Here is a 22,751-nt window from a genome sequence, read left to right as displayed (position 1 = left end):
GAAAAATGGCAGATCTTGACGATATCAGAGAAGGTAAAGATTACGGCATTGGCCGCCCTCAGGAGAACAAAGCGTTCTACCTGAAAGGCAGCGGGGCGCTGGATTGGGGGATGCAATCGCGCCTGGCGCGGATATTTAACCCCGACTCCGGGCGCACCGTCATGTTGGCCTTCGATCACGGCTATTTCCAGGGGCCGACCACCGGCCTTGAACGTATCGATTTATCTATTGCGCCGCTATTCCCGGAAACCGATGTGCTGATGTGTACGCGCGGTATTTTACGCAGCGTGGTGCCGCCAGCCACGAACAAACCTGTGGTGTTGCGGGCCTCGGGCGGGAATTCAATTCTCAGCGAACTGTCGCGCGAAAGTGTAGCGGTGACGATGGAAGATGCGCTGCGCCTCAATGCCTGCGCGGTGGCAGCGCAAATTTATATCGGCAGCGAATACGAGCATCAGTCGATCAACAACATTATTAAGCTGGTGGACGAAGGCACGCGGTACGGGATCCCGACTCTGGCCGTCACCGGTGTGGGTAAAGAGATGGCGCGAGATGCGCGCTATTTCTCCCTCGCCAGCCGAATTGCCGCAGAAATCGGGGCGCAGTTTGTGAAAACCTATTTTGTTGAAGAAGGGTTCGAGAAAGTGACGGCCAGTTGTCCGGTGCCGATTGTTATCGCCGGAGGTAAAAAATTGCCGGAACAAGAAGCACTGGATATGTGTTTCAGGGCGATTGACCAGGGTGCATCGGGCGTGGATATGGGGCGCAATATCTTCCAGTCAGATGCACCGCTTGCGATGTTAAAAGCGGTGAAAAAAGTGGTGCATGAGAATGTTTCGGCCCGGGATGCGTATCAGTTCTGGCTCGATGAAAAACATCATGGAGGCAAGGCATGAATGTGACGCTGGTGGAGATTAATATCAAACCGGAACGGGTCGATGAATTTATGGATGTGTTCCGCGCCAATCACGAAGGGTCAATCAACGAGCCGGGGAATCTGCGTTTTGATGTGTTGCAGGATCCGGATGTGGCGACACGGTTTTATATCTACGAGGCCTATCAAAACGACGAGGCGGTGCTGGCGCATAAGCAGACGCCGCATTACTTAGCGTGCGTTGAGAAGCTGGATGGGATGATGTCGGAACCGCGTAAGAAACGGAGTTTTGTGGGGTTATTGCCATAGGAGATGGCTGTCTCTTAGTCAGATCTATATGAGCCAGGTGAAAGTTCCGTTCACTTAATTTTCAGTGGCTTATGAAGCAACCGAAACGGTGAACGTGCAAAGGGTGCTACCGCTGTACTGAACCCCAAAACCTGGACACGTAGTTTATTGCTGTATTTCCATCTGAGTCCGGTACTCTACCGGACTCACTCCACCCGTTTTCAGACTAATACGCTCATTGTTATAATAATTAATATAATCAATAACATCTCGTTTGAGCACTTCCACAGAGTCATATCGTTTCCTGTGGTACATCTCCGCTTTCAGATGACTGAAAAAGTTTTCCATTACGGCATTATCCAGGCAATTACCCTTCCTTGACATGCTTTGCGTTACCCCGCCATCTGCCAGCATCGCCCGCCACATCAGCGTTTTATAATGCCAGCCCTGATCACTGTGAAGTATGAGTCCTTTTTTCCGGTAGTTCACCTTCAGTGCATCATCCAGCATTTTGCATACCAGACGCTGAGACGGGCTGCGCGACGTATGCCAGGCCACGATTTCATGGCTATACAGATCCTGGACAACCGACAGATAAAGCTTATGCTCTCCGGCCCGGAACTCCGTGACATCTGTACACCATTTCATGCCGCTGCTTTCCGCTTTGAAGTTACGGGCCAGCAGATTATCTGAAGCTGGTCCGCCACCGGGCATGTACGAGCGATACTTTTTGCGGCGAATGTGGCAGGTCAGGCCGTGCTGCTTCATGAGTTTGCGGACTGTCTTATGGTTCAGCGTAAAACCTTCTTTTCTCAACGCCAGCGTCATACGCCGGTAACCGTAGCGCCCCATATGACGCACATTAATGGCCATGATAGCCCGCACAATACCAGCATATCTGTCGGTTTCCGCTGCAGGCTTCGTGGCATTGTAATAGTACGAACTCCGCGCCAGTCGGGCTGCACGGAGCAGAAAAACAAGCCGGTGCGCGGGTAACAGTGACTGCACTATTTTTGTTTTTTCTGCTGCTCCCTGAGGGCATTTTCCTCTCTCAGGGCTTTCAGCTTTTTTAGATAAGCGTTTTCCGCACGCAGATATTCGAGCTCTTCCTGCAGTTCAGCGTGGGTCATCTCACAGAAGGGTTTTGAGCCAGGAGGGGATTTTGCTTTGGGCACAGAGACTCCTTTTTTAACAGGATGAAGCGCCTCCGCCCCTCCTTCACGGTAACGCTTCAACCATTGCTGGATGAGCGTTTCATTAGGAATGGCGAAGTGCGCAGAAGCTTCGGCACTGCTGCATTTGTGTTTCATCATGTAGCGAATAACCCCGAGCCTGAAGTCCTGAGTATAAGTGCGGGAAAGTCGGTGCTCCAGCCCGGCTTCGCCTTGCTGCCTGAATGCACGGATCCATCGACCCAGGGGCGATTTTCCGACACCAAACAAAAGGGCTGTTTCATTGAGTGTCCCTTTTCGGGAAAGATAATACTGAACGGCAGACAGCCGGACTGAGACAGGATATTTCATGGTTTGAACCTCAAGATACTGGATACAAAGATCCAGGATCTGGGGTTCAGTACAACCGCAGCACCCTTTGCAATCCCGGCTCCCGGCGTTTAAATCGCCGCTGCGCGGTAAACCTCCGTTTTTCCTTTCAGTCCCTGGGTCGGTTGTGACTCGCTCCAGGCGATCACAACCTCTCGCCGTTCCCGACGGCTCGACCCGGCCTTCCAGTCAAAACGGAGGCGATTTATGCCGGACTCAAAGGTCAAAGTCAAAAGCTAAGGTCAAAGTCAAAAGCCGAACCGGTTTTGACCTTGTTCCCGGTAAAAATTTCCCGGAGCCAGGATTATCAAGGAGAGGGCGTTCTCTCCTTGATACGGTCACCGTTAACAGTGGTTGCAGAGATAACCAGACGTTCGGGTGAGCGGAAATTAACGAGGATGACAGATCTCACCCTGGCAAATTGCCAGACTGAGATCTGTATAAGAGAAAGTTTAAGGATGAAGAATCGGATTAATGTTCTTCTGTCACAACCGCATCTGGCTGAGTCACTCTCAAACTCGTGAGAGCCTTCCTCGCACAGCCCAACACATGTTCACACTGCTCAATCGTGATAGTCAGCGGTGGCTCAATACGAATAGTTTTCGCATTGTTGAGCGTCCCGGCGACCAGCACCTGCTGGCGGAACATAACACTTGCAAAGTTATAGCCAATTTCGTTGTCGCTAAACTCGATGGCAATCAACAAACCTTGTCCACGCGCATCGACAACCAGTTCCGGGAACTCACGTTTCAGAGCCTGGAAGCCATCCACCAAAAGTTGCCCTTTCTGCTGCGCCTGAGCGGGAAGATTTTGCTCAAGCAGAACATGAATTGTCGCAAGCGCTGCCGCACAGGCCAACGGGTTGCCGCCAAAGGTGGTGGTGTGCAGGAAAGGATTATCAAACAGCACAGAGAACACTTCTTCTGTCGCAACCGTTGCGCCAATCGGCATTACGCCGCCGCCGAGTGCTTTGGCGAGGCATAAAATATCAGGCTGTACGTTTTCGTGCTCGCAGGCGAACATTTTGCCCGTACGTCCCATACCGGTTTGCACTTCATCAAAAATCAGCAGTGCGCCGAATTCATCGCACAGTTTGCGAACCGCTGGCAAATATCCGACTGGCGGGATAATCACGCCGCCTTCACCCTGAATAGGCTCAAGGATCACGGCTGCGACATCATCACCGGTTTTACGGCATTCGCTGAGCATAGTGCGTAACGCGTCGATATTACCAAACGGCACATGCCGGAAGCCCGGAAGCAGCGGCATAAACGGTTTACGGAAAGCGGCTTTTGCTGTTGCGGACAATGCCCCGAGAGATTTGCCATGAAACGCGCCTGAGGCTGCGATAAAGGTAAATTTCCCACGCGGAGATTGATACGCTTTGGCGAGTTTAATCGCCGCTTCAACCGATTCTGTCCCGCTGTTGCTAAAGAAGCTGTATTTGAGTTTGCCCGGAGTGAGTGTCGCAAGCGTTTTGGCAAGCATCGCCCGTAAAGGGTCGAGCAGCTCCTGACTGTGCAGGGGTTGTTTTTCTAGCTGATGCTGTACGGCGGATACCACTGTTGGATTACGGTGCCCCACGTTAAAAATGCCGAACCCACCCAGACAATCTAAATATTCCTTACCCTGGGTGTCGACAAGCGTATTCAGACTGCTCGCTTGCCACTCTACGGCTCCGTAATCCCCGCCGGCGGTCACTGATTTGCGATACTCAAGAAAACCCGGATTCACATGTTGTTGGAAGTTTTCGATAACCTCTCGATTTAGCGCTTTCATCTCCTCATGGCTGAGTGTCTTCTTTTCGATGATGTTCAGAGCGTGCGCTGTGCAGGCAAGAGCCGAAGCGCTAGTAGGTAACCTGTTCAAAATGTGCTCCTGGGAATGACGTATCACGCGATACACAAAATAAGTATTGCAGGGAATACGCCACTTCGCTTCCCCTAAACAAAATCGGGATAAACGATCTGGGGGAATTGCGATTGCGTAATAATTAATCACAAAGAGTCACGTTTTGCGGTCAAATATCCTGGTCAGGAGCGGCTTTGCTATGGGATATCTGGTTTTTATGCACCATAACCATGCGTCATGCTGCTTATTGGTGCGATTACGCCATGTTGCCGCTTACGCGGCGTCCATGCGGTGTTCTCCGCGAACCAGAGCGGCGCGGTCGAACTCATGCTGTATCGCGCCGTCCGCCATATACGCCGCACGGTCTGACATATGCGCAATCACGTCCGCGTCGTGGCTGACTAGCAAATAAGTCATGCCAAACTGTTGTTTCAGGCGGTTGAGCAAATTGAGAATTTCCGCCTGTACCGACATATCCAGCGCGGAAGTGGGTTCATCGAGCAGCAGAATTTTAGGGCGCAATAACAGCGCACGCGCAATAGCCACACGCTGGCGTTGCCCGCCGGAAAGCTGATGCGGATAGCGCTGCAAAGCGTCTGCGGGCAAACCGACCTGCTGCAATGCTTCTTCTACGCGTAGTACAATTTGCGACTCGCCATGAATTTTCAGCGGTTCGGCCAGCGTCCGGTAAATAGTATGGTTTGGGTGCAAAGAGGCGTAGGGATCCTGAAACACCATTTGCACGTTGCGACGCAAATCGCCCTGAAACCGCACGCCGGGTTTAATTGCGCCATCCAGTAATTTCACATGGCCTTGCCACTCGCGTTGTAATCCCGCCAGCACGCGCAAAATGGTGGATTTCCCACAGCCTGAAGCGCCAATCAAACTAAACGTTTCACCCTGATTAAGGGTAAAACTGGCATCGCGTACGGCGGTTTTAAGCTGGCCTTTTGCCAGAAATTGCACGCGTAAATTATTGACTTCAACGAGAGCCATGGCTATCTCCTTGCAGATTCTGGTTGCGGTCTAACGTGGGTAGCATCATGCCGTAGGTGGTTGCATTGGGGCGGCATGTCCAGAGTGTGCGGGTGTACGGATGGGTGGCGTTGGCAAGTTGGTCGGCGGCCATTTCATCGACTTTTTGACCCTGATACATCACCAGGACGCGTTGGCAATGTTGGGCAACCAGCGGTAAATCATGGCTTATCAGCAACATCGCCATTTGGCGTTGCTCGCATTGTTCAACCAACAGTTCCAGAATCTGGTTACGCAGACGCGCATCCAGCGCGGAAGTGGGTTCATCGGCGATCAACACTTTCGGGTTGTTGACCAGCGCGATAGCAATCATCACGCGTTGCCCCATGCCGCCGGAAAGTTCAGCCGGATAGCGTGGCAGCACGTTTTCCGGCAACCCGACTGAATTGATCACTTCGCGAATCCGTTCACGGCGCTGTGCCGCTGAGAGTTTCTGATGCAGTCGCAGGGCTTCGTCAATCTGCTGGGCGACATTTTTGACCGGATTGAGCGCGTAGCGCGGGTCTTGTAACACCATCGCGATGTCATTCCCGCGCAGGTTTTGCCAGCCACGGTTGTGCATCGTCAGCAGGTCGTTATCCAACACATTGAGCTGAGTGGCGCTGACTTTGCCCGGTTTGCGCACCAGCCCCATCAGCGCCCGCGCCGTCATGGATTTACCAGAGCCTGATTCCCCGACCAGCGCCAGGCGTTCATTGCCCAGCGTAAACGAAAGATTATTCACCACGCGTGCGCCGGGGTAATCAATGTTTAGCTCACGAACTTCAATACGATTCTCACTCATGACCCGGCTCCAGCACGTCGCGTAAACCATCGCCCAATAAGTTAAATGCCAGGCTGCTAATTAAAATAGCGGTGCCAGGAATGGCGGCAATCCACCACTGGTCAAAAATGACCTGCATACCGTCGGCAATCATTGAACCCCATTCGGACATCGGCGGTCTTGCGCCCAAACCTAAGAAACCCAACCCGGCGGCGGCGAGAATAATGCCTGCTAAATCAAGCGCCAGGCGCACAATCGCCGACGGCAAACAGAGCGGTAGAATATGCCCCACCAATAACCGCAGCCCGCGAATGCCCATCATTTCGGCGGCAGCGAGATAGTCACTGTGGCGCAGGCGTTGGATTTCACTGCGCGCCTGGCGGGCATACGCAGGCCAGGTGGTGAGTGCCAACGCCAGAGCGCCATTCACAAGCCCTGGGCCAAGCATCGCCACAAAAGCGAAGGCCAGAATCAGGCGCGGCATCGACATCACCACATCGGTAAAACGCATTAACACGCGCTCAAGCCAGCCGCCGTAATAGCCAGACAGAATGCCAATCAGCAAGCCGACGGGCAGGGTAATTACCGTCACCAGCAGCACCAGCCCGATTGCTGGACGCGCGCCATAAACCAGGCGTGAAAGCAGGTCACGACCGTAGCTATCGGTACCCAGCCAGTGGTGAGCGTTGGGCGCTTGCAGGCGTGCGGCGGCGTCTTGCCAGTTCGGGTCGAAGGGGGCGATAAGCGGGGCGAAAACCGCAATCAGCACCAGCAGGGTGATAATCACCAGGCCGCAAAGGGCGGCGGGTGAGCGCAATGTACGGCGTAAAAACAGGTAAGACGGCATCAATGCACCCTCGGATCGGTGACACGCACCAGCACGTCAGTCAGGTTGTTGATAATGACAAACGACACGCCAATCAGCAGTGTGCCGCCCATGATCGCGGTGGTATCTCCGGCGAAGAGCGCGGTTGTCAGGTAACGCCCGATTCCCGGCCAGGAAAAGACGGTTTCAGTGAGCACCGCCCCTTCCAGCATGCCGGTATAAGCCAGCGCGATAACGGTAAACAGCGTGCCGCGAATGTTGGGCAGCACGTGGCGCACCAGAATCGTCATGTCGCCAGCACCTTTGGCGCGGGCAAGCGTAATGTACTCTTTGTTCATTTCGCTTAAACAGGCGGTGCGCGTGAGGCGCGTAATGCTTGCCAGCGAGTAATAGGCCAGCAGCAAAACCGGCAAAGTCAGGTGGTTGATGGCATTCATGAAGGCATCACGGTCGCCAGAAAGCCAAGTGTCTATCAGCACAAAACCGGTTTTGGCTTCGACGCTGTACTGGTAAATATCATCCAGACGCCCAGGCCCCGCGCTCCATTGCAGGCGTGCGTAAAACAGCGCCAGCATCAGCAAACCGAGCCAGAAGATGGGCACGGAGTTGCCCAGCAGGGTGAAGGTGCGTACCGCTAAATCCCAAGGTGAGCCTGCAAAACGGGCACACAGCACACCAAAAAACACGCCCAGCACGCTGCCAATAATCAGCGCGAGGGTGGCAAGCTCAAGTGTTGCCGGAAAGGCGGCGAACAAATCTTGTAGTACGGGCTGGCCGGTGGCGCTGGCGGTGCCTAAATCGCCATGAGCGAGTTGGGTCAGGTAATGCCAGAACTGAACCGGGAGCGGTTTATCCAGGCCAAGCTGGTGGTGGACCTGGTCGTAAGTGGCCTGGCTTGCGTGGTCGCCGACGATTTGCAGCACGCGATCGACAGGCGAAAGTGCCGAAAGGGCAAAGGTGATAAGCAGCAGGCCGACAAGCGTGAGCGCCAGGGTAAACAATCCCTGGGCCAGGGTGAGCAACGGGCGGCGAAATGAGACTTCAGACATGGGTAACTCTTTTGATGGTGTTGGATAAAGCAACCCTCACCCCGACCCTCTCCCTGAGGGAGAGGGAGAAACCGGTCAATCCCCTCTCCTGGGGGAGAGGGTTAGGGTGAGGGGCAATCTTATTTACTGACGCGATCGTAATACACCATATCCGCATTCAAACCTTGCTGATAACCCTTCACGTTTTCACGTACCACGATTTGGGTTTTGCCCTGATCAACAAACACATATGGCGAGTTATGCTGCACTTCTTCCTGTATTTTCTTATACAGATCCAGGCGTTTTGCCGGGTCTGCTTCGGCGACAGCCGCCAGAGTTTGCTTATTCAACTCAGGAATTTGCCAACCGTTTAAGCCTGCCACGGTGCTCGCTTTGCCGTCGTTGTAGGCAAAAGCGCTGGCGTTGGAGTGAGCGTCAAAATAATCCGGGATCCACAAACGAATCGCCGCCTGGTGCTGTTTAGCACGAACGCGAGCGTAAACCTGGCTACCTGCGGCTGGCAGAAGATCAATCTTCACGCCGCCCTGGGCAAAGCTTGCCTGCATAGACTGCGCGATGGTGATAAACGGCGGTTTGTTTTCCACGTCCAGCGTGAAGTGCGCATCTTTGATGCCTGCTTTCGCGAGAATTTCTTTCGCTTTTGCCGGGTCAAATTTGAATGGATTGTTATCCAACGCCCCAGCAAAGCCCACCGGCAGGAAGCTCTGGTGGATAAAATACTGGCCTTTCAGCAAGTCTTTGGTGATGCCTTCGTAGTCGACCAGGTAGCGAGCCGCTTCCCACAGGGCCGGGTTTTTCAGCAGCGGGTTAGCATTGTTACCGGCGTTGAACACCATGTAATTCTGCTCGGCAGAAGGGATGCTCAACACTTTAACGCCCGGTTTGCCTTCCAGCGCGCTGGTCTGATCCGCACCTAAATCGCGGGCGATATCTGCGTCACCTTGCTGAATCAGCAGGCGGCGAGCGGCCGGGTCTGGCACGTTTTTAATGATGATGTTTTTAACTTTAGGCGCATCGCCCGGTGATGTTGGGTTGGCGTCTAATACAATCGCCTGATGCGGCTGGTAAACGCGCATTTTGAACGGGCCACTGCCCGCCGAGTGCATCTTCAGCCATTCGTTGCCGAAGTCACCGGCTTTAGCATTTGGGGAAACCGCTTTTTCATCCACGATAGAGGCAATCGGCGTGGAGAGAATATTCAGCGCCACCGCCGGGCTAACGTCTGCCGTCCAGTGTAATTCCAGCGTGTGGTCATCGACCTTTTTCAACTGGCTGGCGATGTTGTCTGGCTGCCAGCCCAACACGTTGAGAATAAACGCCGGGGACTTGTTGAGCGTCACCGCGCGGGTATACGAGAAGATAACGTCTTCCGGGCGCAGCGGATTACCCGAGGAGAATTTGGCATCCGGGCGCAGTTTAATCGTCAGTTTTTTATTCGCCGCATCGCCCTCCCAACTTTCGGCCAGCACTGCGACCACTTTTGCCGGGTCATCACGGTCGGCCTGAACCAGGCGTTGATACAAACTTGGTACGGTTTGAATGCTCGAAAGCTCGTTCGCTTCAGCAGGGTCAAGGCTGACGATATTGTCCAGCCCCTGGGCGACAATCAAGGTATTTGGCGGTGTAGCGGCATAGCTGCTGGCGGAGATTGCAGCCAATAGCAGTAACGGCAGTGCTTTTCTTTGCATGTGGCACCCTGCTTAAGAAGGAAGAATATGAGACTGATGACTCTTCGTAGGTCGGATAAGCACAGCGTCATCCGACACCACGGGCGTAAATGGTGGATGACGCTCGCGCTTATCCACCCTACAAAGCTACAACTCGAATTATTTTGGGTATGTATGAATTGTTATTCTTTGAGCCGGTTACGTTAGGTGAGTTATGGATATTCACAAAGTCCAAAAAATACTTTGCTTATAAATTTTAGACATAACCAATTCCTGCCAGGAATGAGGGTTAAAGCCTGAAATGAAAACGCCGGGCATTAACCCGGCGTTTGTGATGCTGCTAAAGATTACTCGTTGATGCGCGGGTGCTGATCCACCAGGTTGGTACGCTTCGCCTGTAATTCTTCAATTTCACGGTCGATATCTTCGATTTTTTGCTCGATGTTATCGTGGTGTTCCTGAACAATTTCACGCGCTTCGGCAATATCAGACGCCGCAGGCGTTGCGCCTTTCAGCGGCTTATTCGCCGTCTCTTTCATCGTCAGACCGGTAATCAGACCGATAGCCGCAACCACCATCAGATAATAAGCGGGCATCATCAGGTTTTCGGTGGATTCCACTAACCACGCCGCAACCGTTGGGGTCACACCCGCAACCAGCACCGAAATATTAAAGGCACTGGCTAACGCACTGTAACGAATATGCGTCGGGAACATGGCGGGCAGAGTCGAAGCCATCACCCCGGTGAAGCAGTTCAGCACGACCGCCAGAATCAGCAACCCAGCAAATATCAGCCCCAGCACATTACTGTTAATCAGAATAAAGGCCGGAATCGCCAGAACAAGCAATGCCACGCTACCGAAGACGATAAACGGACGGCGGCCATAACGGTCACTCAGCAGGCCAATCATCGGCTGCACAAACAGCATCCCAATCATGATGGCGATAATAATCAGCACGCCATGTTCTTCGGAATAATGCAGGTTGTGCGACAGGTAACTTGGCATATACGTCAGCAACATATAGTAGGTGACGTTGGTTGAAATCACGATGCCGACACAGGTCAGCAGGCTGCGCCAGTGTTTCGTCGCAATCTCTTTGAAGGAGACTTTAGGGCCTTCAGCCAGGCCTTCTTTATCGCCTTGTTCAAGCTTTTCGATGTGCTGCTGGAACGCAGGAGTCTCTTCAAGCGCATGGCGCAAATACAGGCCGATAATCCCTAATGGCAACGCCAGGAAGAACGGCAGACGCCAGCCCCATTCGAGGAAGTTGGCTTCACCGACAATCGCTGTAATCAGCACCACCACGCCCGCACCACAGACAAAACCGGCTATCGAACCGAAGTCCAGCCAGCTGCCCATAAAGCCGCGTTTACGATCTGGTGAGTATTCCGCAACAAAGATTGAAGCACCGGTGTATTCACCACCCACTGAGAACCCTTGCGCCATCTTCGCAAGCAACAACAGGATTGGCGCCCAGATACCAATTGTCGCGTACGACGGAATCAGGCCAATACAGAAGGTACTCAATGACATAATGATAATGGTGATGGACAGGATCTTCTGACGCCCGTATTTATCGCCGAGCATACCGAAGAACAGGCCACCCAACGGGCGAATCAGGAAGGGAACGGAAAACGTACCCAGTGCGGCGATCATCTGCACACTTGGGCTGGCATCCGGGAAGAAGACCTTACCGAGCGCGTAAGCAACAAAGCCGTACACGCCGAAATCAAACCATTCCATCGCATTGCCAAGCGATGCGGCGGTAATCGCCTTTTTAAGACGGCTATCGTCGATGATGGTGACGTCACTGACCTTAATAGGTCTGACTTTCTTTTTCCTTTTTAACATTATTATCCTCTTTTTCCTTGCGGGAGCTAAACGGTCCCATACTAAGTGTAGTGTGCCGATTGCAAATTGAAGGTCAAAACTCCAGCACTTAGCGTCACTATGACATTTTCATTAATAACTTCATGAAATTAATGGGAAATGTGTTCCCCATCCAAAATCATTATAAAAAATATGGCTTAGTTAAAAAAGTGTGATCGTCGTCAAGTTTAACCGCTAAAGGAAATTTTTGCAGCGCCGAAATAACAATGCCACTAAAAATATTAACAATTGGATAACCTGCCAAGGGAGTTGCTATGACTGCGCGCACGGCTGCTACACAGCATGAATACCTGCTCGACGACGACACGACATTGATGTCGACTACCGATTTGAAAAGCATCATTACCCATGCGAACGATGCGTTTGTGAAAGTGAGTGGTTACGAACTTCACGAACTCACAGGCCAGCCGCACAACCTGGTGCGCCACCCAGATATGCCCAAAGCTGCCTTTGCTGACATGTGGTTCACCCTCCAAAAAGGCGAGCCGTGGACCGGTATCGTCAAAAACCAGCGCAAAAATGGCGATCACTACTGGGTGCGAGCGAATGTCATCCCGGTGGTGCGAAACGGGAAAACAACCGGATATATGTCGATTCGCACTAAAGCGAAACCGGAAGAAATTGCCGCCGTCCAGCCGCTCTACAAGGCGCTTAAGGAAGGGCGTTGCCAGCGCCGTCTGTTTAAGGGGCTGGTTATTGGCAAAACCTGGCTGGGGAAAATCCCGGCCTTGCCACTGCGTGGCCGTATTCGTTTGATTATGAGCGGCGTGTTTTTGCTGATGATGGCGGCTTCTGTTTCGCTGGGTCTGGGCGCATTGCCGGTGCTGATTAGCGCTCTGGCGAGCGTGCTGGGTTGTTTGCTACTTGAGTGGCAAATTGCGCATCCGCTGGAAAATGTCGCTCGCCAGGCGCTTGAAGTAGCAACCGGAAACCAACAGACCGTGCAGCATCTGGCGCGGACCGATGAAATCGGCATGACGTTACGCGCTATCGGCCAGCTTGGGTTGATGTGCCGCTGGCTGATTCATGATGTCAGCCACCAGGTTGAAAACGTGCGTAGCGGGAGTGAAACGCTGGCGCAGGGGAACGTGGAATTGAATGAACGCACGCGCCAGTCCGTGGAGAATGTGCAGCAAACCGTCACCACCATGAGCCAGATGGCGGTATCGGTGCAGAACAATTCAGAAACTGCCGCCGCCGCCGATAAACTTTCCAGTTCTGCGAGCCAGGCCGCAGCGCACGGCGGGAAAGCGATGGAAACCGTGGTGACGACCATGGATGACATTGCCGACAGCACCCAGCGTATTGGCTCCATTACCAGTCTTATCAATGATATTGCGTTCCAGACAAATATTCTGGCGCTGAACGCGGCGGTGGAAGCCGCGCGTGCCGGAGAGCAGGGTAAAGGTTTTGCCGTGGTTGCCGGTGAAGTGCGAAACCTGGCACAACGCAGCGCGACGGCGGCCAACGATATCCGCAAACTGATTGATGCCAGCGCCAGCAAAGTGCAGTCCGGCACCATTCAGGTTCACGAAGCGGGGCGCACCATGAATGATATTGTCGAGCAGGTGCGCAATGTGACGCAGCTTTTGGGGCAGATCAGCCTTGCCACTTCTGAGCAAGCCGAAGGATTGTCTGATTTAACGCGAGCGGTCGCAGAACTGGACGCTATCACACAGAAAAATGCGGCGCTGGTCGAAGAAAGTGCGGAAGTGTCGGCGATGGTGAAGCACCGGGCGACGCGCCTCGAAGATGCGGTGACGGTTTTGCACTGATGTTAAATGGCACATTTTTCACCCCATGTCGGAGGATTATTAGCTAGTCTGGGACTAATTGAATTTTTACTCACGACCCTATCAATGGAGAGCGTTATGACGCAGTCGTCCCAAATTAACCGCCGCTTTGTCCTGGCGCAGCGCCCGCAAGGTATGCCAACCGATCAGGATCTTCGCCTGGAAGAAGAGCCCGTTCCACAGCCTGCGGCAGGCCAGTTGCTGCTGCGCACACTCTATTTATCCCTCGACCCGTATATGCGCGGGCGTATGGATGATGCCGAGTCTTATTCCGCGCCGTTGGCCATTGGCGATGTCATTGGTGCAGGCACCGTCTGCCGTGTCGAAAAATCTGAACACGCGGACTATAAAGCGGGTGAGCTGGTGTTGGCCTACACCGGTTGGCAGGATTACGCGTTGTCTGATGGCAGCGACGTGCAGAAACTAGACCCGAATATGCAACACCCGTCGTATGCGCTCGGTTTGCTCGGCATGCCTGGTTTTACCGGATACATGGGGCTGACCGATATCGGGCAACCGAAAGCCGGAGAAACCGTGGTTGTTGCGGCGGCCAGCGGTGCGGTCGGGTCAGTGGTGGGGCAAGTGGCGAAATTGCTCGGTGCAAAAGTCGTCGGGATTGCAGGTGGTGCTGAGAAGTGCCGTTACGTCACAGAAACGCTGAAGTTTGACGCCTGTATTGACCACAAAGCGCCAGATTTTGCCGAACAGCTGGAAAAAGCCTGTAACAAAGGCATTGATGTCTATTTTGAAAACGTCGGCGGGGCCGTGTTTGATGCCGTTCTGCCGCTGTTGAACACCAAAGCGCGGGTTCCGGTATGTGGCGTCATCAGCCAGTACAACGGCGCTAACAGCGCTTTTGAGCAGGATCGTTTGCCGCTGTTGATGGGCACCATTCTGAAAAAACGTTTGCGTGTTCAAGGTTTTATTATTTCTCAGGATTACAGCGACAGTTACCCGCAATTCTTTAAGCAGATGAGCCAATGGCTGGCGGAAGGTAAAATTCAGTTCCGTGAAGATATTGTCGACGGTCTGGAGAATAGCGTTGAAGCATTCCGCGGCTTGTTAAGCGGCAAGAACTTTGGCAAGGTGATTGTGAAAGTCGCCGAATAAGGTGAAAAGGGTGGATGAGGCTAATGCTTATCCACCCATTTTTTTACTTTTTATATGGCCCATCTATTACCGAATTCCGCACTAATAAATCCGATGTAAATATATTCTCTTTGGACAAATACCCGCCATCCAGCATTGAAATTAAACGGTTGATCACTTCGCTGATCATTTCGCTGACGGGATCTTTAACACTGGATAACGCCGGGGAGAGATAAGGTGCGGTAGGGATATTATCGAAGCCGATAATTGATATTTCACCGGGAACCGAAATTCCCAGATCGTTTAATTTCTTCATGGCACCGATCGCCATTTCATCATTACTGGCGACGATCGCGCTGATCTTATCTTGCCGTTGATACAGCGATTCTACCGCTGAGACTCCGCTGCCAGGCGTCCATTTCCCTTGCACAATTAAGTTGTCGTTAATGCCAATATCATATTGATTTAACGCTTCTTTATATCCGGCTAAACGCTCGATCGCGGTAGGGGAATCCATCGATCCGGTAATAAAAGCAATATCACGATGACCGCGCTCAATAAGATGTTTGGTGGCCAGATAGCTGGAACCTTTATGGTCACAACAAATACAGTGGCTTTGGTGTTTTCTTAATTTTCGATTCACTACCATGATGGGCTGTTTATATTGATCGATAATTTCATCCATTTCATCAATGGATAAAAAGCGCGGATAAATAATCACCGCATCACAACGTAAATCGAGCAAAAATTGAATGGCTTCGCGTTCTTCCTGCGCACTGTGTTTACCGTCCACCAGAATAAGCTGGCGACCATTGTCTTCTAATTTCTTGGCGGCCTGAGAAAGTATTTCGCTGAAATAGCTGCCGTTATATAACGTGTTTGTCACGACCAGCCCGATACATTCCGATTTATTAGACGCCAGATTACGTGCCAGTAAATTTGGCCGATATCCTGCTTCCTCAATGGCTTTATAAACCTGCTCTTTGGTGGCGTCGCTCACGTATCCCTTGCCGGATAAAACGCGTGAAACGGTGGCTTTTGAGACACCGGCTTTTTTTGCCACTTCTAGCATTGTCGACATGGGAGCTTCCTGGCTTTGATGATTGCGCCCATTTTACACATTCCGCAGCGACAAAATACTGCCCTATACCCGTCATACTTCAAGCCGCTTCTTTGTTGGCTGAGTGACCTCGCCCCCTCGAAGCAACTCGAATTATTTAGGGTATGAAAGCGGTGTTAGTGGCCTTAAAAGGCCGATTATGGCGATCGTAATCACAAAATTAACAATATGAAAAATTAGTGTTTGATCTGTTTGTTTTGCCTGGTCAATCTAATGTGGAACCGGTTACCTATTTCTCAGAACCCTACAGCCTGGCGTGATATTACCGGTAATGACATTTGCAACTGCATGAATTTAAATAAGAAAGAGTGGTAACTCATGGCTAAGAATTACGCGGCAGTCTCTCAGTCGATAGTGGACGCAATTGGTGGCGCAGGAAACGTTGGCGCAGTCACACACTGCATGACGCGTTTGCGGTTTGTTTTAAATGACGACAGCATCGTGGATACCGCGAAACTGAAAGCTATCAATGGCGTGCTGGGTGTTGTTCGCAGCGAAAACCAGTGCCAGGTGATCATCGGTAATACCGTTTCTCAGGCCTATGCTGAAGTGCTGAAACTGTTGCCAGAAGGTATGCAGCCAGCGGTTCCGGCAAATGGCAAAAATAAAATCACCCTGAAACGGATTGGTGCCGGGATTCTGGATGCGCTGATTGGCACCATGTCGCCGTTGATTCCGGCGATTATCGGCGGCTCGATGGTAAAACTGCTGGCCATGATTCTGGATATGACCGGCGTATTCGACAAAGGCTCGTCCACGCTGATTATTCTGAACGTGATTGGCGATGGCGCGTTCTTCTTCCTGCCAATCATGGTTGCGGCCTCTGCCGCGATAAAATTCAAAACCAATATGTCACTGGCGATTGCCATTGCTGGCGTGCTGGTTCACCCGAACTTTGTTGACCTGATGGCGAAAGCGGCCCAGGGCCAACATGTTGAATTTATGGGCATGACGGTCACGGCGGTAAAATACACCTACACCGTTATTCCTGCGTTGTGCATGACCTGGATTCTGTCGTACATCGAACGTTGGGTTGACCGCATTACGCCTGCGGTGACGAAAAACTTCCTCAAACCGATGCTGATTGTGCTGATCTCCGCCCCGATAGCCATCATGCTGATTGGCCCGCTGGGTATCTGGATTGGTACCGGTATTTCTTCCCTGGTTTATACCATTCACCACTATTTAGGTTGGTTGTCGGTGGCGATTATGGGTGCGCTGTGGCCACTGCTGGTGATGACGGGCATGCACCGTGTATTCACACCATCTATTATTCAAACCATTGCTGAAACGGGCAAAGAAGGGATGGTTATGCCTTCTGAAATTGGTGCCAACCTGTCACTTGGCGGTTCATCTTTGGCAGTGGCGTGGAAAACGAAAAACCCTGAACTGCGCCAGACTGCGCTGGCCGCTGCGGCTTCGGCGATTGTGGCGGGTATTTCCGAACCAGCACTTTACGGTGTGGCGGTGCGTCTGAAACGCCCATTAATTGCGGCATTAATCAGCGGCTTTGTCTGTGGTGCGGTGGCCGGAATCGGCGGGCTGGCGAGTCATTCGATGGCATCCCCAGGCTTATTCACTAGTGTGCAGTTCTTTGACCCGGCAAATCCGATGAGCATTGTATGGGTGTTTGGCGTGATGATTCTGGCTGTGGTGCTCTCTTTCTTCCTGACGTTGTTGCTGGGCTTTGAAGATATCCCGGTTGAACAAGAGCAAAGTAACGAGAAAGAACAGGTACAGCCAAACGCCGTTGTTGCATCTGCAAGCGCTAACTAATTAAGAAGAGGAATCTCATGAGCGAATCTCTATTTCCGAAGGATTTTTTATGGGGCGGTGCGATTGCGGCGAACCAGGCTGAAGGTGCTTATCTTGACGGCGGCAAAGGGCTGACCACCGTCGATACGATCCCGCATGGCAAAGACCGTTTATCGGTAAAACTGGGTATCGAGAAGCGCTTTAGTTTGCGCGATGACGAATATTACCCGAGCCACGTCGGCATTGATTTCTATCATCGCTACAAAGAAGACATCGCGCTGATGGCGGAAATGGGCTTTACCGTATTTCGCACCTCGATTGCCTGGAGCCGTATTTACCCTAATGGCGATGAATTAACGCCAAACGCGGAAGGCATCGCGTTTTACCGCGACATGTTTGCTGAATGCAAAAAGTACGGTATCGAACCGCTGGTGACGTTGTGCCATTTTGATGTGCCGATGCATCTGGTGAAAGAGTACGGCTCCTGGCGTAACCGCAAAATGGTGGAGTTTTTCACCCGCTATGCGCGCACCTGTTTTGAAGCGTTCGACGGGCTGGTGAAATACTGGCTGACCTTCAACGAAATCAACATTCTGCTGCATAGCCCGTATTCTGGCGCAGGTCTGGTGTTCGAAGAAGGTGATAATAAAGAACAAGTTAAATACCAGGCAACGCACCACGAACTGCTGGCGAGTGCGCTGGCGACGAAAATTGCCCACGAAGTGAATCCGGACAATCAGGTGGGTTGCATGCTGGCGGGCGGGAATTTCTACCCATACTCCTGCAAGCCTGAAGATGTCTGGGCGGCGCTGGAAAAAGACCGTGAGAATCTGTTCTTTATTGATGTGCAGGCGCGCGGCGCATACCCGTCTTACACCAAACGCGTGTTCCGCGAGAAAGGCATTACGCTAGAAATCGAGCCGGGCGATGATGAAATTCTCAAGAATACCGTCGATTTTGTTTCGTTCAGCTATTACGCCTCGCGTTGTGCATCGGCTGATATGAACGATAACAACAGTAATGCGGCAAATATCGTGAAATCCCTGAAAAACCCGCACATTCAGGCGAGCGAATGGGGTTGGGGAATCGACCCGCTGGGTCTGCGAATCACCATGAACATGATGTACGACCGCTACCAGAAACCGCTGTTCCTGGTGGAAAACGGCCTCGGTGCGAAAGATGTGGTTAACGAGCAGGGCGAAATCAACGATGACTATCGTATTAGCTACTTGCGCGAGCACATCAAAGCCATGGCCGACGCCATCGACGACGGCATTCCAGTTATGGGTTACACCTCGTGGGGCTGCATAGATTTAGTCGCGGCATCCACCGGTGAAATGAGCAAGCGTTATGGCTTCGTCTACGTCGATCGCGACGATCAGGGCAACGGTACTCTGGCCCGCACACGCAAAAAATCGTTTTACTGGTATAAGAAAGTGATTGCCAGCAATGGCGCTGATTTAAGCTGATTGTGAGTCATGCGGCCTGGCTTTGAAGCCTGGCCGCAATAAAATGTTTAAACCCGCACCACCATCTCCAGCGCATCGCTATCTTGTAACCAGTCACGTGTGTTAATTCGCAGCATCTCCATAAAGGTATTTCCAGCCGTGGAAAGCCGCGCAATATTCGGGCATAAAATGCCGATACTGCTGGCCGGTAAAACTTCGCGCAAGACCAGCGGGCGCAGGTTTGGGCTGTAGCCTGGAAAACGCAGTCGCACTGACGTCCACATGCTCACCGCGTGGGTTTGTTCCATCATGCGTGCCATTATCCATGGCGATGAGCAGTGGATGATATTTTGCGGCAGCGGCAGGTTGTAGCGGCGAAATACTTGCCCAAGAATGGAATGTTCACCCGGTTCATCCCAATCCAGCCACGGATAATCCATCAATTTTTTCAGCGACGTCGTGTGCGTGACGGGATGCTGATTTCCGGCGATCACCGTGTTGCTCAGGGCGTACAGCGACTCGTAATACATACTGTTTTGCGAGGTGTGATTGGCCGTCGTAATCACCGCGATATCCAGCCGTTGGTTTTCCAGCGCATCGTGAATTTGCTGCGGGCGGCCTTCCATCACGATGAGTTTCACTCCCGGGTAACGAGCCTGGAATTGAATCAGCGTGTTGGTGAATGGCCCGTAAGAGGCGGCAGAGGTGAATCCCACCCGTAACTGGCGCATCGCTTTGCCGAGCAGATTGTCGATTTCATCACGTGCCTGGTGCAAAGAGCGGTCAATGTCTCGGGCATGGCGCAGCAAAACCTGCCCATACTCATTTAACGTTACGCCGCGTGATGAGCGTTGCAGAATCGGCATGCCGATTTCCGCTTCCATTTCCTGAATGGTTTTAGAAATGGCGGGTTGTGTGAGGTGTAACGCCTTCGCCGCTTTACCAATGCTGCCTTGCGCTGCAACTTCCAACAAAATATCTAACTGATTTAGTTTGATTTTCAATTTTCCGTCCCGCCTGAATCATCGCCGTGGTGCAAATTTTGCTCTCTCACAATACAAATAAGATAACCAAAGGCATAACTAATTTTTATGATTGTAATGTTCTTTTTTTATGCAGATAGTTAAATCAACCCCAGTTTGTTTACATCTGAGTAACAAAAAAGGACGTGAGCATGAAACAGCGTGTCAGCTATGCCCAGGTGGATGGAGGAGTCTCATCCTCGCTTCCGTATGATGCGCCGTTGGTCCCGGAGCGCGCCAACTTTAAGTCGTTGGTGGCCGTCACTCTTGGCAATGGCCTCGAGATTTACGACTTTGCGGTTTACAGCTTTTTCTCGGTGATCATTGGTCATCTGTTTTTCCCAAGCTCCGACGATTACACCTCTTTGCTACTGGCGGTGGCGACATTTGGTGTCGGGTTTGTCATGCGCCCGCTGGGTAGCCTGGTGCTCGGTAACTACGCAGACAAGCACGGACGCAAAGCCGCGATGACGCTAATCCTCGGCCTGATGTCTTTAGGCGTGATGATGGTGGCGTTTGCGCCGACCTATCACCAGGTTGGGATTCTCGCCCCGGTTGTGTTGGTCGCGGGGCGCATGTTGCAGGGCTTTTCAGCGGGCGGTGAAGTGGGGGCGGCAACTTCCTGGCTAATGGAAGCGGGGCATAAGTCCAGCCGTGGCTCGCGGGTGAGTTGGCAGATGACTAGCCAGGGGGGAGCGGCACTGTTTGGTGCCGCAATGGGCGCGGGCTTAAGCCACGTCCTGAGCGAACAACAGCTTTACGACTGGGGTTGGCGTATCCCGTTTATTGTCGGCCTGGCGATTATGCCGATTGGTTTGTATATCCGCCGCCAGCTTGCTGAAACCCACTCGGTGACAGCCAATGTCGTGACAGAAAATCCGGCGTTGACGTTATGGCGTGAGCATCGCCGCGCCTTGTTGCTTGGCATTTTGCTGGTAATGAAAGGTACCACCACGTTTTACATCATCATTTATTACATGCCTGCTTACATGGTTAACACGCTGCATATGCCCGCCAGCACCTCATGGTGGGTGAGTTTGACGGCAGCGGCACTGACATTATTAGTGCCGTTTTTTGGCGGCAAACTGGCGGATAAACTCCCTAAACGTAAACCGATCCTGATTGGATGTGCGCTGGGATCGTTCATCCTGATTTGGCCAATCTTCGCTACGATTTTGCACGGCGCACCACTGGGCGTGACGCTGGCGCTGATAGCACTCGATCAGATCCTCGCCAATATCAGTTCGGCCGCCTTTTTCTTGTTGATCCTCGAAGCCTTCCCAAAAGCGGTTCGCGCCTCCGGTATGGCGTTGGTTTATGCCATCGGCGTTACGTTGTTTGGCGGCTTCGCTCAGTTAATCGTGACCTGGTTGCTAAAAGTCACCGGTCAACCGATGGCTCCCGCCTGGTATTTGATGTTCTGCGCCGTTGTGACTTTCGCGGCATTGCTTGGCTGGCATGAACGCAAAACTTTCTGTGATGAATAAAAAGGAATAACCCTATGCTTATTAAAGAAATTCTTGATAACGAAGCAGAAATGATCGCGATTCGCCGCGATTTTCACCAACACCCGGAATTAGGTTTTGAAGAGTTCCGCACCAGCGATCGCATCGCCCAATTGCTGACGGACTGGGGTTACGAAGTGCATCGTGGCCTGGGCGGAACAGGCGTGGTAGGGACATTAAAAGTCGGCAGTGGTGGTAAGCGTCTGGGGATCCGTGCCGATATGGATGCGCTGCCGATGCAGGAGCAAACCGGGCTGCCATGGGCGAGTGTGAATGAGGGGAAAATGCATGCCTGCGGCCATGACGGACACTGCGCGATTTTATTGTCGGCGGCACGTTATCTGGCAGAACATCGCCCATTCAGCGGGACGCTGCATTTGATTTTCCAGCCGTCGGAAGAGTCGATTGGCGGCGCAAAACGCATGATTGATGACGGCTTATTCAAGCTGTTCCCGTGCGATGCGGTGTTTGGCTTGCACAACTTCCCACTGTTACCCGCGGGTGAAATTGCCACTAAACCTGGCGCGTTGATGGCCTCGTCAGACAGCATGACGATTACGCTTGAAGGCAAAGGCGGGCACGGATCGATGCCGGAGCACTGTATTGATCCAACGGTGGCGGGGGCGTCGATCGTGATGGCGCTCCAAACTATTGTCTCGCGCAATGTCGATCCGCAAGATTCAGCGGTGGTGACGGTCGGGAGCCTGCAAAGCGGCACCACGCACAACATTATCCCGCACAGCGCGGTGCTGAAGCTCAATATGCGTACCTTTAAGTCTGAGGTGCGTGATGCAGTGAAACTGCGCATTCAGCAGCTGGTTCATGCTCAGGCGGAAAGTTTTGGCGTGAAGGCGTCGATTGGGGTGGATTTCGGTTACCCGGTGACGGTGAATGATCCCCAGCAAACTGAGTTTGCTATGCAGATTGCCCGCGACGTTTTTGGTGCTGATAAAGTCGCGGATCCTGCGACGGTGAAAAGTGCGATGGGCAGCGAAGATTTCTCGTTCATGCTCGAAGAAGTTCCTGGCTGCTACTTGTGGTTGGGTACGGCGACCGGCAACAATGATTACTCGGTTCACCATCCTTTATATCAGTTTAACGATGCCTGTATTTCCAGCGGCGCGACCTACTGGGTCAAGCTGACTGAGTCATTCTTACGCTCGTAAATTACAACTTTCTGCTGACGGTGAATAACCCTGGGTTTTCTAGACTGAAAGAAAACGTCAGCAGAGG

The 22,751-nt window shown here is 52.4% G+C and carries 18 protein-coding genes; 8 read left to right on the top strand and 10 right to left on the bottom strand.

The window, feature by feature from the left end:
* Window positions 1-5 precede the first annotated feature (5 nt).
* Together lsrF and lsrG are read left to right on the top strand one after the other, a co-directional pair.
* Entirely contained in the window at window positions 6-896 is an 891-nt protein-coding gene (gene lsrF, locus AC0IWZ_RS18140) for a 3-hydroxy-5-phosphonooxypentane-2,4-dione thiolase (protein WP_115627210.1), read from the top strand.
* Window positions 893-1,183 (top strand): (4S)-4-hydroxy-5-phosphonooxypentane-2,3-dione isomerase, encoded by a 291-nt coding sequence (lsrG, locus tag AC0IWZ_RS18135; RefSeq protein WP_034498737.1) that lies wholly within the window; start codon window positions 893-895, stop codon window positions 1,181-1,183. The genes lsrF and lsrG overlap by 4 nt, the downstream gene beginning before the upstream one ends.
* Window positions 1,184-1,327: 144 nt before the next feature.
* Here the strand turns inward: lsrG and AC0IWZ_RS18130 are convergent.
* From AC0IWZ_RS18130 to proP, 8 genes are all read right to left on the bottom strand, one after another.
* Window positions 1,328-2,685, bottom strand: a protein-coding gene (locus tag AC0IWZ_RS18130) for an IS3 family transposase (protein WP_471677313.1) whose coding sequence is annotated in 2 segments (ribosomal slippage) — window positions 1,328-2,235 and window positions 2,235-2,685 — 1,359 coding nt in all. Because the reading frame shifts where the segments join, the coding sequence is not laid out codon by codon here.
* Window positions 2,686-3,174: 489 nt separating this feature from the next.
* On the bottom strand, window positions 3,175-4,572 hold the full coding sequence (ygjG, locus tag AC0IWZ_RS18125) for a putrescine aminotransferase (RefSeq protein ID WP_471678761.1): 1,398 nt from the start codon (window positions 4,570-4,572) through the stop codon (window positions 3,175-3,177).
* A gap of 255 nt (window positions 4,573-4,827) precedes the next feature.
* The gene (locus AC0IWZ_RS18120) at window positions 4,828-5,550 is read right to left on the bottom strand and encodes an ABC transporter ATP-binding protein (protein WP_034498735.1); all 723 of its coding nucleotides are present in this window, start codon (window positions 5,548-5,550) and stop codon (window positions 4,828-4,830) included.
* A complete protein-coding gene (locus AC0IWZ_RS18115) occupies window positions 5,537-6,373 on the bottom strand; it encodes an ABC transporter ATP-binding protein (RefSeq protein WP_471678762.1) in 837 nt (278 codons plus the stop codon). Before AC0IWZ_RS18115 ends, AC0IWZ_RS18120 begins: the two co-directional genes overlap by 14 nt.
* Window positions 6,366-7,199 carry an ABC transporter permease gene (locus AC0IWZ_RS18110; protein ID WP_034498731.1) on the bottom strand — a complete coding sequence of 278 codons (834 nt, stop codon included), beginning with the start codon at window positions 7,197-7,199 and terminating at the stop codon, window positions 6,366-6,368. The genes AC0IWZ_RS18115 and AC0IWZ_RS18110 overlap by 8 nt, the downstream gene beginning before the upstream one ends.
* Window positions 7,199-8,227, bottom strand: a complete 1,029-nt coding sequence (locus tag AC0IWZ_RS18105; RefSeq protein WP_410373673.1) for an ABC transporter permease — start codon at window positions 8,225-8,227, stop codon at window positions 7,199-7,201. Before AC0IWZ_RS18105 ends, AC0IWZ_RS18110 begins: the two co-directional genes overlap by 1 nt.
* Window positions 8,228-8,346: 119 nt before the next feature.
* The gene (locus AC0IWZ_RS18100) at window positions 8,347-9,915 is read right to left on the bottom strand and encodes an ABC transporter substrate-binding protein (RefSeq protein WP_471680508.1); all 1,569 of its coding nucleotides are present in this window, start codon (window positions 9,913-9,915) and stop codon (window positions 8,347-8,349) included.
* A gap of 326 nt (window positions 9,916-10,241) precedes the next feature.
* Window positions 10,242-11,747: a glycine betaine/L-proline transporter ProP gene (proP, locus tag AC0IWZ_RS18095; protein WP_034498723.1), complete on the bottom strand. Its 1,506-nt coding sequence runs from the start codon at window positions 11,745-11,747 to the stop codon at window positions 10,242-10,244.
* 293 nt (window positions 11,748-12,040) lie between these two features.
* Between proP and AC0IWZ_RS18090 the strand changes: the two genes are divergently transcribed.
* Window positions 12,041-13,561: a methyl-accepting chemotaxis protein gene (locus AC0IWZ_RS18090; protein ID WP_471678764.1), complete on the top strand. Its 1,521-nt coding sequence runs from the start codon at window positions 12,041-12,043 to the stop codon at window positions 13,559-13,561.
* Between the two features lie 96 nt (window positions 13,562-13,657).
* A complete protein-coding gene (locus AC0IWZ_RS18085) occupies window positions 13,658-14,689 on the top strand; it encodes an NADP-dependent oxidoreductase (RefSeq protein ID WP_471678765.1) in 1,032 nt (343 codons plus the stop codon).
* Between the two features lie 43 nt (window positions 14,690-14,732).
* On the opposite strand, the gene AC0IWZ_RS18080 is transcribed toward AC0IWZ_RS18085, so the two are convergent.
* Window positions 14,733-15,749, bottom strand: coding sequence for a LacI family DNA-binding transcriptional regulator (locus tag AC0IWZ_RS18080; protein WP_410373676.1), 1,017 nt, complete (start codon window positions 15,747-15,749; stop codon window positions 14,733-14,735).
* Between the two features lie 357 nt (window positions 15,750-16,106).
* On the opposite strand from AC0IWZ_RS18080, the gene ascF reads away from it, so the two are divergent.
* The gene (gene ascF / locus AC0IWZ_RS18075) at window positions 16,107-17,564 is read left to right on the top strand and encodes a PTS cellobiose/arbutin/salicin transporter subunit IIBC (RefSeq protein WP_034498690.1); all 1,458 of its coding nucleotides are present in this window, start codon (window positions 16,107-16,109) and stop codon (window positions 17,562-17,564) included.
* A gap of 17 nt (window positions 17,565-17,581) precedes the next feature.
* Window positions 17,582-19,012, top strand: coding sequence for a 6-phospho-beta-glucosidase (locus AC0IWZ_RS18070; protein WP_471678766.1), 1,431 nt, complete (start codon window positions 17,582-17,584; stop codon window positions 19,010-19,012).
* 47 nt (window positions 19,013-19,059) lie between these two features.
* On the opposite strand, the gene AC0IWZ_RS18065 is transcribed toward AC0IWZ_RS18070, so the two are convergent.
* Entirely contained in the window at window positions 19,060-19,995 is a 936-nt protein-coding gene (locus AC0IWZ_RS18065; RefSeq protein WP_115627222.1) for a LysR family transcriptional regulator, read from the bottom strand.
* Window positions 19,996-20,165: 170 nt separating this feature from the next.
* Here AC0IWZ_RS18065 and AC0IWZ_RS18060 point away from each other — a divergent pair, with 170 nt between their 5' ends.
* Window positions 20,166-21,500: an MFS transporter gene (locus AC0IWZ_RS18060; protein ID WP_471678767.1), complete on the top strand. Its 1,335-nt coding sequence runs from the start codon at window positions 20,166-20,168 to the stop codon at window positions 21,498-21,500.
* Between the two features lie 14 nt (window positions 21,501-21,514).
* Window positions 21,515-22,684: a M20 aminoacylase family protein gene (locus AC0IWZ_RS18055; RefSeq protein WP_471678768.1), complete on the top strand. Its 1,170-nt coding sequence runs from the start codon at window positions 21,515-21,517 to the stop codon at window positions 22,682-22,684.
* Window positions 22,685-22,751: the final 67 nt, after the last annotated feature.

This window comes from Buttiauxella sp. AC142, assembly GCF_979253435.1.
Note: the sequence above shows the minus strand (reverse complement) of the source record. Positions and strands in the feature narration are given on the sequence as shown.

Excerpts from the sequence above, each read along its gene's own strand:
- lsrF (WP_115627210.1), top strand. The coding sequence starts at position 6 with ATGGCAGATCTTGACGATATCAGAGAAGGTAAAGATTACGGCATTGGC.
- lsrG (WP_034498737.1), top strand. The coding sequence starts at position 893 with ATGAATGTGACGCTGGTGGAGATTAATATCAAACCGGAACGGGTCGAT.
- AC0IWZ_RS18120 (WP_034498735.1), bottom strand. The coding sequence starts at position 5,550 with ATGGCTCTCGTTGAAGTCAATAATTTACGCGTGCAATTTCTGGCAAAA.
- AC0IWZ_RS18115 (WP_471678762.1), bottom strand. The coding sequence starts at position 6,373 with ATGAGTGAGAATCGTATTGAAGTTCGTGAGCTAAACATTGATTACCCC.
- AC0IWZ_RS18110 (WP_034498731.1), bottom strand. The coding sequence starts at position 7,199 with ATGCCGTCTTACCTGTTTTTACGCCGTACATTGCGCTCACCCGCCGCC.
- AC0IWZ_RS18105 (WP_410373673.1), bottom strand. The coding sequence starts at position 8,227 with ATGTCTGAAGTCTCATTTCGCCGCCCGTTGCTCACCCTGGCCCAGGGA.
- AC0IWZ_RS18100 (WP_471680508.1), bottom strand. The coding sequence starts at position 9,915 with ATGCAAAGAAAAGCACTGCCGTTACTGCTATTGGCTGCAATCTCCGCC.
- proP (WP_034498723.1), bottom strand. The coding sequence starts at position 11,747 with ATGTTAAAAAGGAAAAAGAAAGTCAGACCTATTAAGGTCAGTGACGTC.
- AC0IWZ_RS18090 (WP_471678764.1), top strand. The coding sequence starts at position 12,041 with ATGACTGCGCGCACGGCTGCTACACAGCATGAATACCTGCTCGACGAC.
- AC0IWZ_RS18085 (WP_471678765.1), top strand. The coding sequence starts at position 13,658 with ATGACGCAGTCGTCCCAAATTAACCGCCGCTTTGTCCTGGCGCAGCGC.
- AC0IWZ_RS18080 (WP_410373676.1), bottom strand. The coding sequence starts at position 15,749 with ATGTCGACAATGCTAGAAGTGGCAAAAAAAGCCGGTGTCTCAAAAGCC.
- ascF (WP_034498690.1), top strand. The coding sequence starts at position 16,107 with ATGGCTAAGAATTACGCGGCAGTCTCTCAGTCGATAGTGGACGCAATT.
- AC0IWZ_RS18070 (WP_471678766.1), top strand. The coding sequence starts at position 17,582 with ATGAGCGAATCTCTATTTCCGAAGGATTTTTTATGGGGCGGTGCGATT.
- AC0IWZ_RS18060 (WP_471678767.1), top strand. The coding sequence starts at position 20,166 with ATGAAACAGCGTGTCAGCTATGCCCAGGTGGATGGAGGAGTCTCATCC.
- AC0IWZ_RS18055 (WP_471678768.1), top strand. The coding sequence starts at position 21,515 with ATGCTTATTAAAGAAATTCTTGATAACGAAGCAGAAATGATCGCGATT.